Origin of the sequence: Micromonospora globispora (genome assembly GCF_003857015.1) — a bacterium.
In the GTDB taxonomy this organism is placed as follows: Bacteria; Actinomycetota; Actinomycetes; order Mycobacteriales; family Micromonosporaceae; genus Micromonospora; species Micromonospora globispora.
Genome location: NZ_QGGF01000326.1, coordinates 1 through 10,863 on the forward strand (window position 1 = coordinate 1; position 10,863 = coordinate 10,863).

Consider the following 10,863-nt stretch of genomic DNA (forward strand, 5'->3'; position numbering starts at 1 on the left):
GCAGCGCCGCGCCGCTCATCGCCGCCCGGGCCGCCGGTGCCGGGCCGATCATCGCGGTCGACGTCGCCGAGGCCAAGCGCGAGCTCGCCCTCGCCGCTGGCGCCACCGACTTTTTGCTCTCCGACGACCAGCTCTCGAAGGAGGTGCGGGCGCGCACCGAGGGCCGGGGCGTCGACCACGCCTTCGAGTGCGTCGGCCGGTCGGCCACCATCCGCGCCGCCTGGCGGCTCACCCGGCGCGGGGGAGCGGTCACCGTCGTCGGCATGGGCGCCCGGGACGACATGGTCAGCCTGGCCGCGCTGGACATCTTCCACTCCGCCCGCACTCTGCGCTCCTCGGTGTACGGCTCCGCCGACCCGGATCGGGAGGTGCCGGAGCTGGCCCGCGCGCTCAGCGACGGGACGCTGGACCTGCGCCCGCTGGTCAGCGGCCGGATCCCGCTGGACGAGGCGCCGGCGGCGTTCGACCGGCTGGCCCGGGGCGAGGGCGCCCGTTGGGTGGTCACCTTCCCCGACTGAACCGGCAGCGCGACGGACGGGTCGCCGCGGCGTCAGCGGGCGGCGCCCGACCCCTCGATCAGCGCGGCGTAGCCGTCCAGCAGGGTGCGCAGGCCGAACTCGAAGACGCTGTCCAGGTCGAGTTCCACATCCCCCTCGGCGTTCAGCGCCGCGAGGGCGGGGTAGCGCCCGTCGCTCATCATGCGGTCGAACGCCGTCCAGTGGCTCTGAATCCACTGCTCGTCGGTCAGGCCGGTGTCCTGCTCCGCCTGGGCCCGCATCTCCAGGTTGGTGGCGATGCCACGCACGTACGCCATCAGCGTCACCGCGAGGTGCAGGCGCAACCGGCGGTCCAGCCCGAGGCCGGCGGTGGCGCGCAGGGCCCACTCGGTGTGCGCCATGCCGCGCGGCATCGGCTGGGGCCGGGAGATCGAGATGACGTGCGGCAGCCAGCGGTGCCGCCGATAGGTCGCCCACTGGGCGTGGGCGAGCAGCTCCAGCCCGGGCCGCCAGCCGGCCGGCCGGACCGCCGGCAGTGGCGCGTCGGCCAGCACCGTGTCGGCCATCGTCAGGATCAGCTCGTCCCGGCCGCGGACGTGCCGGTAGAGCGACATGGTGGCGACCCCCAGGTCGGCGGCGATCTGCCGCATGGAGACCGCGGCCAGACCGCCGTCGTCGGCGAGGGCGATCGCGGTACGGACGAGTCGCTCCCGGCTCAGCTCCGGTTCGGTACGGTCGGCGGCCCGGGGCCGCGGTGCGGGAGCCACCACCGTGCCGGCGCCGGGACGGGCGAGGACCAGGCCCTCCTCCCGCAGCAGCGCGAGGACCTTGGTGGCGGTGGCAATGGCGACGCCGTGCTCGCGGGTGATCTGCCGGGCCGACGGCACCGGGTCGCCCGGCCGCAGCTCACCGATCTCGATCCGGCGCCGGATCTCCGCGGCGATCCGCCGGTACGGGGGCGCCGACCCGGAACTGGAGCGCGGCAACGGACACCTCCCGGCGGAGCGTACTAGTACGAGGCGGCACCGACCGCCCTTCCGACCGGAGCGTACTAGTACGCGGCGAGCGCGGCGACGCCGTGGAACCTAGCTTGTGTCGCGCGGGGCATCCGTTCCGTCCGCATCCCGGCGGGCCCGGGTTGACGGTGTACGCACGACTCTCGGGAGTGCTGCGGTGACCAACAGGACCGTGCTCATCTCCGGCGCCGGCATCGCCGGCCCCGCCCTCGCCTTCTGGCTGCACCGGTACGGCTTCCGGCCGACGGTGGTGGAGCGTGCCCCCGGCCTGCGGCCCGGCGGGCAGGCGGTCGACATCCGGGGCACCGCCCGCGAGGTAATCGAGCGGATGGGGCTCAGCGCCCGGATCCGCGCCCGGTGCGTGGCCGAGCGGGGCATGGCGTACGTGGCCGCCGACGGCGGGGTCAGCTGCCGGATGCCGGTGCACGCGTTCGACGGCGAGGGGATCGTCGCGGAGATCGAGATCGAGCGGGGCGACCTGGCCCGGCTGCTGTACGAGGAGACCCGGGCCGAGGTGGAGTACCTCTTCGACGACTCGATCGAGACACTGACCGAGGACGGCGACGGGGTGCGGGTCACCTTCCAGCGGGCCGCCCCGCGCCGGTTCGACCTGGTGGTCGGCGCCGACGGCATGCATTCCCGGACGCGGGCGCTGGCGTTCGGGCCGGAGTCGGCGTACGTCCGGCCGCTCGGGGCGTACCTGGCCTACTTCAGCACGCCGTACCCGGATGACTCCGGCTGGTTCCTGCTGCACAACGCCCCCGGCGGCCGGGTGGTGGGCACCCGGCCGACCCGGGACGGGCGGACCAGCGCCCTGTTCAGCTTCGTCTCCCCGCCGCTGGACGTCGACCGGCGGGACATCGCCGGGCAGCGGCGCGTCCTGGCCGAGCGGTTCGCCGACGTCGGCTGGCGTACGGCCGAGCTGCTGGCCGCGATGCCGGACGCGCCGGACTTCTACTTCGACCTGTACGGCCAGGTGCGGATGGAGCGGTGGAGCTCCGGGCGGGTGGCGCTGCTCGGCGACGCCGCCTGGTGCCCGTCCCCGCTGACCGGCCAGGGCACCAGCCTCTCCCTGGTCGGCGCGTACCTGCTGGCGGGGGAGCTGGCCGCCGCCGACGGCGACCACCGGGTCGCGTACCGACGCTACGAGGAGGCGCTGCGGGAGCACGTGCGGCGCGGCCAGGAGCTGCCCGGCGGCGGGATCTCCGGCTTCCTGCCGGCCAGTCGGACCGCCATCTGGCTGCGGGACCGGTCGATGCGGGCGATGACCTCCCGCCCGCTGCGGCGGCTGACCGCCCGGGCGTTCTTCAGCAAGGCCGACGGCCTGGCCCTGCCGGAGTACGCCGGGAGCCGCTGACGGCCGGTGGCGCCACCACATGTCGTGGCCGATCGGCGGGCACCGATCGGTTCCGCTGACCGGTGAGGGGGGCCGACCGGCGGCCCCCTATGGCTGATCAGCCCGCCCGAACCGGGCCGAATGTGTGGGCCACCGACATGGCTCGGCTCGGGCGTCACACCGTACGTTTCCTCCACGCGACGGCCCTGTGACCGCGGTCACCGACCTGGTCGTCGCGGGCGACGTGCGGAGGATGTGGCGATGGCCGGGCAAGCGCTCCTGTCGGCCCGCGGGCTGACCCGCGACTTCCGGGGCTTCCGGGCGGTCGACGGGGTGGACCTCGACGTGGCGCCGGAGACCGTGCACGCCCTGGTGGGCCCGAACGGTGCCGGCAAGACCACGCTGTTCAACCTGCTGACCGGCTTCCTGCCGCCCAGCGGGGGAAAGATCGAACTGGACGGCCGAGACGTCACCGGCCTGCCCCCGGAGCGGGTCGCGCGGCTCGGCGTGGCCCGCTCGTTCCAGATCACCAGCCTCTTCCCGCAGCTGTGCGCCCGCGAGCACGTCGAGCTGGCACTCCAGTCTTCGAGTGGGCTGGGCTGGCGGTTCTGGCGCTCGGCGAAGCTGATGCACCGCTACCGGGAGCGCGCCGAGGAGCTGCTGGCCATGGTCGGCCTCGAGGAGCTGGCCGAGGCGCCGGCGGAGGCCCTCGCGTACGGCCGCAAGCGCGCCCTGGAGCTGGCCATCGCCCTCGCCCTGGACCCGAAGGTGCTGCTGCTCGACGAGCCGACCGCCGGGATGGGGCTGGAGGACGTCGACCGCACCGTCGAGCTGATCGCCCGGGTCCGCCAGGGCCGGACCGTGGTGATGGTCGAGCACAACATGAGCGTCGTCGGCCGGCTGGCGGACACCGTCACCGTCCTGCAGGCCGGCAAGGTGCTGGTCGAGGGGCCGTACGAGCAGGTCCGCGCCGACGAGCGGGTCATCACCGCCTACCTGGGAGCCGCTGATGCTGCGCATTGAGAACCTCTCCGCCTTCTACGGCGAGGCGCAGGTGCTGCGGGAGGTGAGCCTGGACGTCGCCGCCGGCGAGGTGGTCACCCTGGTCGGCCGCAACGGCGCCGGCAAGTCAACCCTGCTGCGCTGCGTGATGGGGCTGCACGCCGGGCAGCGCGGCACGATCACCCTCGACGGCCGGGACGTCACCAAACTGCCGGCGTACAAGCGGGCGCGGCTCGGCCTCGGCTGGGTCCCCGACGACCGTGGCGCGTACGCCAGCCTCAGCGTCACCGAGAACCTGACCCTCCCGCCCCGGGTCGGTCCCGACCCGTGGCCGCTGGAGCGGGTGTACGAGGCGTTCCCCGCCCTCTACACCCGGCGCGACTCGGCGGCGACCATGCTGTCGGGCGGCGAGCAGCAGATGCTCGCCCTGGCCCGGGTGCTCCGGATGGGCGCCCGGCTGCTGCTCTGCGACGAGCCCACCGAGGGGCTCTCCCCACTGCTCGTGCAGCAGGTCGGCGACCTGCTGCGGGAGGCCAAGAAGCACGGGGTGACCGTGCTGCTGGTCGAGCAGAACCTGCACTTCGCCACCGGCGTCGCCGACCGGCACTACCTGCTGGCCGAGGGACGGATCGCGGAGGCGATGGACAACTCCGAGGTGCGCTCGCGGGAGCGCGAGCTGCTGGCGTACCTCGGCATCTGAAATTTCAAACGGCACATTGAGCCGCGCCTCGGCGCGGATGTGGAGGGATCGGCATGCGCAGAACCGCAGGTTTGGCGGCGGCGTCCGCCGCCGTGCTGCTCGCCGCCGGGTGCGGCGGCGGTGGTCCGAGCGGGTCGGGAGATTCCAAGCTCACCGACGACAAGATCGTGCTGGGTGTCCTGAACGACCAGTCCGGGGTGTACGCGGACGCGTCCGGCCCGAACTCGGTTAAGGCCGTGGAGATGGCGATCGCCGACTTCAAGGCCAAGTACGGCGACAAGGCGATCACCAAGAACATCAGCGTCGAGTCCGCCGACCACCAGAACAAGCCGGACATCGCCAACACCAAGGCGGCCGAGCTCTACGACCGCAAGGGCGTCGACGCGATCTTCGACGTGCCCACCTCGTCGGCCGCCCTGAAGGTCGCCGACGTCGCCAAGGCGAAGAAGAAGTTGTACTTCAACATCACCGGCGCGACCACCGCCCTGACCGGGGCGTCGTGCAACAAGTACACCTTCCACTACGCCTACGACACCTACATGCTGGCGCACGGCACCGGTACGGCGGCGACCCAGCAGGGCGCCAAGAACTGGTACATCGTCTACCCGGACTACGCGTTCGGTCAGGACATGGAGAAGAAGTTCTCCGCGGCGGTCGAGGGCGCGGGCGGCAAGGTCGTCGCCAAGGACGCGACGCCGTTCCCGAACGACAACTTCTCCACCTTCCTGCTGAAGGCGCCGACGCTGAACCCGAAGCCGGACACCCTGGGCACCATGCAGGCCGGCGGTGACCTGGTCAACCTGGTGAAGCAGTACAACGAGTTCAAGCTGCGGGACAAGGGCATCGGCCTGGCGGTCGGCCTGATGTTCCTCACCGACATCCACTCGCTCACCCCGGCGGCGCTGGCCGGCACCACCTACACCGACGCCTGGTACTGGAACTTCGACCAGCAGAACCGCGAGTTCGCCGACCGGTTCATGAAGGAGACGGGCACGCGGCCCACCTTCGCGCACGCGGCCAACTACTCGGCGGCGATGCAGTACCTGGAGGCCGTGCAGGCCGCCGGCACCGACGATGCCGACAAGGTCGTCGCCGGGCTGGAGGGCAAGGAGATCAACGACGTCTTCCTGCGCAACGGCAAGATCCGCGCCGAGGACCACCGGGTCATCCACGACGCGTACCTGGCCCAGGTCAAGCCGGCGTCCGAGGTCAAGGAGCCCTGGGACTACGTCAAGGTCCTGAAGACCATCCCGGCGGCCGAGGCGTTCGCGCCCCCGTCGGCCGAGTGCAAGATGTGACGAGGCCATGACCGGTTTCCTTCAGCACACATTCGACGGGCTGGTGAACGGGGCGTTCTACGCCCTGCTCGCCCTCGGCCTGGCGGTCATCTTCGGGATGCTCCGCGTGGTCAACTTCGCCCACGGCGCCTTCTACATGCTCGGCGCGATGGGGGCGTACGTCCTGCTTGCCGAGCTCGGAGTGCCGTTCTGGTGGGCGTTGGTGATCATGCCGGTGGTGCTGGGGGTGCTGGGCATGGCGCTGGAGCGGGCCTTCGTCCATCGGCTGGCCCAGCTCGATCCGCTCTACAACTTCCTGCTCACCTTCGGCCTGACGCTGATCCTGCAGGATCTGGTGAAGTCCCGGTACGGCGTGCAGTCCATCCCGTACGCCCCGCCGGCCGAACTCAACGGGTCCGTCGACTTCGGACTGTTCGACTTTCCGACGTACCGGGTCTTCGTGCTGGTCTTCGCCGTCGCGATCTGCGTCGGGGTGTGGTGGCTGCTCACCCACAGCCGGGTGGGCATGGTGGTGCGGGCCGCGACCGAACGCCCGGAGCTCACCCGGGCGTTCGGGATCAACGTCGGACGGTGGGTGACCCCGGTCTTCGGCTTCGGCATCGCGCTCGCCGGACTGGCCGGGGTCCTCGCCGCCCCGATGCGGGCGGTCAACCCGCTGATGGGGTCCGACCTCATCATCGTGGTCTTCGCGGTTGTGGTGATCGGCGGCCTCGGCTCGATCTTCGGGTCGGTGGCCGCCGGGTTCGGCATCGGACTGATCCAGGCCTGGGGCGTGGTCTACCTGGCCGACTGGCCGATCCTGTCGCAGACCCTGGTGTTCATCGTGATGGCGGCCGTGCTGATGTGGCGCCCGGCCGGCCTGTTCGGGCGTGAGGAGGCACCGGCATGACGACTGTCGTCGACAGCGAGCCCGGGGCGAAGCCGGGCCCGGCCCGCTCCGGGCTGGTCGCCGTGGCCCGGGCCCCCTGGTGGCTCCGGTACGCGCTGCTCGCGGTGGGGCTGGGGGTGGCCCTCTGGCTGCCCAACAGCCTCTACCCGCCGGTCGCCGTGGACATCCTCTGCTGGGCGCTGTTCGCGGTCTCGGTGGACCTGCTGCTCGGCTTCACCGGGCTGATGTCCTTCGGCCACGCCGCGTTCTGGGGCACGTCGGCGTACGTCGCCGGCATCGTCGCGACCAAGGCCGGCCTGCCGTTCCCGGTGGCGGTGTTGATCGGCGCGGTGGCCGCGGCCGTGCTCGCCGTTCCGATCGGCTATCTCGCGGTGAAGCGCACCGGCATCTACTTCGCCATGGTGACGCTGGCCTTCGCGCAGATGATCTACTACGTCGCCAACAAGTGGAGCACGGTCACCGGCGGGGAGAACGGCCTCCCGTCGGTGCCGCGCGAGCTCGGCGGGCTCGACCTCTCCGACGAGTACTACTTCTACTACGCGGCCCTGCCGATCGCGCTGCTCGGCCTCTGGGCCGCCTGGCGGATCGTGAACTCGCCGTTCGGGCGGGTGCTGGTCGGCATCCGCGACAACCCGGCCCGGGCCCGTGCCCTCGGTTACCCGGTGCACCGGTACAAGCTGACCGCGTTCGTCCTCTCGGCGTTCCTCGCCGGGCTGGGTGGCGGCCTCTTCGTGATGAACCACGAGTCCGTGGCGCTGGATGCGCTGCACTGGACCACGTCCGGCAAGGCGGTCATCGTCGTGGTGCTCGGCGGGATCGGCACGCTGTGGGGCGGGGTGATCGGCGCGGCATTCCTGGTGCGGTTGGAGGACTGGCTGTCGTTCTCCGGCTTCGAGCAGATCGGCCTGGTCACCGGTGCCATCTTCGTGCTGGCCGTGTTGCTGTTCCGCAAGGGCATCTGGGGCACCGTGGCGACCCTGGCCCAGCGTCGGATGGCCCGGCGGAGGCAGTCCGACAGCTGATCCTGATCGCGGCGCGTCCAACCGGCGCCGACTCGACGTACCCCCGGGTGGTGAACCGCTACCCGGGGGTACGTCTGTGCTGAGCGCCCGGGCGGCCCGACGGGCGGGACGGCTCTCCCAGGCCCGGCATCTCCTGCCGGCGCGGGACGCGCTGCTGCGGGCGGCGCTGGCTGTCGGTCCCCCGGCGTAGCGTCCGGTGCGGACCTGGCACGGGGCGGGTCCGCACCGGGTCTCCGCGTGACCTGGAACACAAACGATACGAACCGGTTCCGTATCGAAACCGTCGCACCTAGGCTCAGCAGCGTTACGAGTCTGCCCCGTATCGTATTTCGACGCGGGTGAGCCGGGGGGAGAACCGGACATGGAACCGCACGAGAACACCGGACACCCGAGGAGGTGGGCGATCCTCGGGGTGCTGGTGATCAGCCTCCTCGTCGTCGTCCTCGACAACACCATCCTCAACGTCGCACTCCGCACCCTCGCCGATCCGGTGCACGGCCTCGGCGCCAGCCAGGGCGAGCTGGAGTGGGCGATCAACTCCTACACGCTGGTCTTCGCCGGCCTGCTCTTCACCTTCGGCGTGCTCGGCGACCGGCTGGGACGCAAGCGGTTCCTGCTGGTCGGCCTGGCGCTGTTCGGGCTGGCGTCGCTGCTGTCGGCGTACGCCCAGAGCCCCGGGCAGCTCATCGGCGCCCGCGCCCTGATGGGGGTCGGCGGCGCGGCCATCATGCCGGTGACGCTCTCGATCATCTCCAACGTCTTCGACCCGCGCGAGCGCGGCCGGGCGATCGGCGTCTGGGCCGGCGCGGTCGGCCTCGCCGTGGCGATCGGCCCGATCCTCGGCGGGGCCCTGCTCGAGCACTACTGGTGGGGTTCGGTCTTCCTGATCAACGTGCCCGTGGTGGCGCTCGGCGTGGTGCTGGTCGCGCTCCTGGTGCCCGAGTCGCGTGACCCCCGGCCGGGCCGCGTCGACCTGGTCGGCGTGCTGCTCTCGGTGGTCGGTCTGGTGGCCCTCACCTACGGCATCATCGACGGTGGCGAGCACGGCTTCGACCGACTGCCCGTCTGGGGCGCGATCGTCGGTGGCCTGGCGGTGCTGGCCTGGTTCGTCTCCCACGAGCTGCGCAGCGACCACCCGTCGCTGGACGTCCGGCTCTTCCGGGTGCCCCGGTTCGCCGCACCCGTGGCGCTGGTCGGGCTGGTCTTCTTCGCCGCCATGGGCGTGATGTTCTTCAACGCGTTCTACCTCCAGCTGGTGCGCGGCTACAGCCCGCTGGAGACCGGACTGCTCTTCCTGCCGTTCGCCGCCGCACAGCTGGTCTTCGCGCCGCGCAGCGCGGCGATGGTCCGCCGCTTCGGCGGCCGGGCGGTCGCGGTGGTCGGTCTCGTGCTGACCGCGGTGGCGCTCGGCGCGTTCGTCTTCGTCGACGCGGTCACGCCGATCTGGGTCGTCCTGGTCCTCACCTTCGTCCAGGGCACCGGCATGGCGAACATCATGCCGCCGGCGACCGAGTCGATCATGTCGGCACTGCCCCGGGAGAAGGCCGGCGTCGGCTCGGCGGTCAGCAACACCGTCCGGCAAGTCGCCGGCGCGCTGGGCGTCGCGGTGCTCGGCTCGGTGCTCTCCGCGGTCTACCGGGAGGACATCGCCTCGGCCGTCGCCGGCCTGCCCGCCCCGGCCCGCGAGGCCGCCGACGAGTCCATCTCCGGCGCGTACGCGGCGGCGGCCCAGCTCGGGCCGCTGGCGCCCAGGCTGATCGCGGCGGCCAACGACTCGTTCGTCGCGGCGATGCACTGGGCCGCCGGGCTCTCCGCGGTGGTGGCCGCGCTCGGCGTCCTGATCGCGCTGCGCTGGATGCCCGGGCGCCCGGTCGCCGGCCCCGCCGTGGGTCGAGAGACCGCAGAACGGGAGTTGGCCGGAACGGCATAGGTTCGGCGACAATGTCTGACGTGACTTCCACCGCTGATGCTCCGCGGTCGCCCGGGCGACCGCGGAGCGTCCGCGCGGACGAGGCCATCGTGCAGGCCACCCTGGACCTGCTCGCCGAGGGCAACAGCATCGAGGCGCTCTCGATCGAGGCGATCGCCGCCCGCGCCGGGGTGGGCAAGGCCACCATCTACCGGCGCTGGTCGGGCAAGGACGCGCTCCTGCTCGACGCGTTGCGCACCCTCAAGGGCACTCCGCCCGAGCCGGCCGGCCACTCCGTCCGCGACGATCTGGTGCTGCTGGTCGGCGCCGTCGGGCACAACGTCGACCCGCGCGCCGCGAAGATCATGCCCTGTCTGGTGCCCGAGGTGAACCGGAGCCCGGACCACTACCAGCTCTACCAGACCATCATCGAGCCACGCCGGCGGCTGATGCGCGACGTGCTCCGACGCGGGGTGGCCTCCGGGGAACTCCGCGCCGACCTCGACATCGACCTGGCGATGGCGCTGCTCAGCGGCCCGATGGTCCTGCAGCGGGTGCTGCGCTGGCATCCCGAGCTGGACGACCGGATCCTGCCCGAGCGGATCGTCGACGGCGTCCTGGAGGGCCTCCGGGCCCGCTGACCGCGGCCGCGCCTCGACCGGCGCGCTGGTGGCGCGCCCGTACCGCGACCGCTCAAGCGGCGGTTGCTCGGCCGTGGTTCAGGCGGCCGGCGTCCGCAGCCGGTGCAGGCGCAGCGCGAGCTGCACCTCCAGCGCCCGCTCCGGCTTCTGCCAGTCCGGGCCGAGCAGCTGCCCGACCCGTTCCAGCCGCTGGGTCACCGTGTTGACGTGCACGTGCAGCAGCTCCGCCGCCCGGGCCAGGCTGCCGCCCACCCCGAAGTACGCCTCCAGCGTCTTCACCAGCGCGGTGCCCCGCCGGGCGTCGTAGTCGACCACCGGGCCCACCGTCGCCTGGAGGAAGCGGGCCACGTCCCGGTCGCCCGAGTCGCCCACCGCGCCCAGCAGCAGCCCGACGAAGCCCAGCTCCTCGGTGCTCGCCCCCTGGCCGGCCCGGCCCAGTGCGCCCAGCGCGGTGAGGCACCGGTCCGCCTCGGCGAACGTGGTCGCCAGCGCCGTCGGCCCGGTCGACGGGCCGCTCGCGCCGGCGGTCACCGGCCGGCCGGTCACCCGGGAC

The 10,863-nt window shown here is 72.3% G+C and carries 11 protein-coding genes; 9 read left to right on the forward strand and 2 right to left on the reverse strand.

Annotated elements, in window-relative coordinates; genetic code table 11:
- On the forward strand, window positions 1–518 hold a 518-nt coding region (locus DKL51_RS16120; protein WP_148097801.1), incomplete at its 5' end, for a zinc-binding dehydrogenase.
- A gap of 32 nt (window positions 519–550) precedes the next feature.
- Here the strand turns inward: DKL51_RS16120 and DKL51_RS16125 are convergent.
- Window positions 551–1,483 (reverse strand): TetR/AcrR family transcriptional regulator C-terminal domain-containing protein, encoded by a 933-nt coding sequence (locus DKL51_RS16125; protein ID WP_109945511.1) that lies wholly within the window; start codon window positions 1,481–1,483, stop codon window positions 551–553.
- Between the two features lie 187 nt (window positions 1,484–1,670).
- On the opposite strand from DKL51_RS16125, the gene DKL51_RS16130 reads away from it, so the two are divergent.
- From DKL51_RS16130 to DKL51_RS16165, 8 genes are all read left to right on the forward strand, one after another.
- Window positions 1,671–2,870 (forward strand): FAD-dependent monooxygenase, encoded by a 1,200-nt coding sequence (locus DKL51_RS16130; RefSeq protein WP_109945510.1) that lies wholly within the window; start codon window positions 1,671–1,673, stop codon window positions 2,868–2,870.
- 240 nt (window positions 2,871–3,110) lie between these two features.
- Window positions 3,111–3,872 (forward strand): ABC transporter ATP-binding protein, encoded by a 762-nt coding sequence (locus DKL51_RS16135; RefSeq protein ID WP_109945509.1) that lies wholly within the window; start codon window positions 3,111–3,113, stop codon window positions 3,870–3,872.
- On the forward strand, window positions 3,859–4,551 hold the full coding sequence (locus tag DKL51_RS16140; RefSeq protein WP_109945508.1) for an ABC transporter ATP-binding protein: 693 nt from the start codon (window positions 3,859–3,861) through the stop codon (window positions 4,549–4,551). Before DKL51_RS16135 ends, DKL51_RS16140 begins: the two co-directional genes overlap by 14 nt.
- Window positions 4,552–4,604: 53 nt before the next feature.
- Window positions 4,605–5,849 carry an ABC transporter substrate-binding protein gene (locus DKL51_RS16145; protein ID WP_185734817.1) on the forward strand — a complete coding sequence of 415 codons (1,245 nt, stop codon included), beginning with the start codon at window positions 4,605–4,607 and terminating at the stop codon, window positions 5,847–5,849.
- Window positions 5,850–5,856: 7 nt separating this feature from the next.
- Window positions 5,857–6,738 carry a branched-chain amino acid ABC transporter permease gene (locus DKL51_RS16150; RefSeq protein WP_109945506.1) on the forward strand — a complete coding sequence of 294 codons (882 nt, stop codon included), beginning with the start codon at window positions 5,857–5,859 and terminating at the stop codon, window positions 6,736–6,738.
- On the forward strand, window positions 6,735–7,760 hold the full coding sequence (locus tag DKL51_RS16155; protein ID WP_109945505.1) for a branched-chain amino acid ABC transporter permease: 1,026 nt from the start codon (window positions 6,735–6,737) through the stop codon (window positions 7,758–7,760). The genes DKL51_RS16150 and DKL51_RS16155 overlap by 4 nt, the downstream gene beginning before the upstream one ends.
- 361 nt (window positions 7,761–8,121) lie before the next feature.
- Window positions 8,122–9,690, forward strand: coding sequence for an MFS transporter (locus tag DKL51_RS16160; RefSeq protein WP_109945504.1), 1,569 nt, complete (start codon window positions 8,122–8,124; stop codon window positions 9,688–9,690).
- A gap of 11 nt (window positions 9,691–9,701) precedes the next feature.
- Window positions 9,702–10,310, forward strand: a complete 609-nt coding sequence (locus tag DKL51_RS16165) for a TetR/AcrR family transcriptional regulator (RefSeq protein WP_109945503.1) — start codon at window positions 9,702–9,704, stop codon at window positions 10,308–10,310.
- 78 nt (window positions 10,311–10,388) lie between these two features.
- Here DKL51_RS16165 and DKL51_RS16170 read toward each other — a convergent pair.
- Window positions 10,389–10,863 (reverse strand): PucR family transcriptional regulator (locus DKL51_RS16170; RefSeq protein ID WP_185734818.1); only part of this gene is annotated, 475 nt, incomplete at its 5' end.

Excerpts from the sequence above, each read along its gene's own strand:
- DKL51_RS16135 (WP_109945509.1), top strand. The coding sequence starts at position 3,111 with ATGGCCGGGCAAGCGCTCCTGTCGGCCCGCGGGCTGACCCGCGACTTC.
- DKL51_RS16140 (WP_109945508.1), top strand. The coding sequence starts at position 3,859 with ATGCTGCGCATTGAGAACCTCTCCGCCTTCTACGGCGAGGCGCAGGTG.
- DKL51_RS16145 (WP_185734817.1), top strand. The coding sequence starts at position 4,605 with ATGCGCAGAACCGCAGGTTTGGCGGCGGCGTCCGCCGCCGTGCTGCTC.
- DKL51_RS16150 (WP_109945506.1), top strand. The coding sequence starts at position 5,857 with ATGACCGGTTTCCTTCAGCACACATTCGACGGGCTGGTGAACGGGGCG.
- DKL51_RS16155 (WP_109945505.1), top strand. The coding sequence starts at position 6,735 with ATGACGACTGTCGTCGACAGCGAGCCCGGGGCGAAGCCGGGCCCGGCC.
- DKL51_RS16160 (WP_109945504.1), top strand. The coding sequence starts at position 8,122 with ATGGAACCGCACGAGAACACCGGACACCCGAGGAGGTGGGCGATCCTC.
- DKL51_RS16165 (WP_109945503.1), top strand. The coding sequence starts at position 9,702 with ATGTCTGACGTGACTTCCACCGCTGATGCTCCGCGGTCGCCCGGGCGA.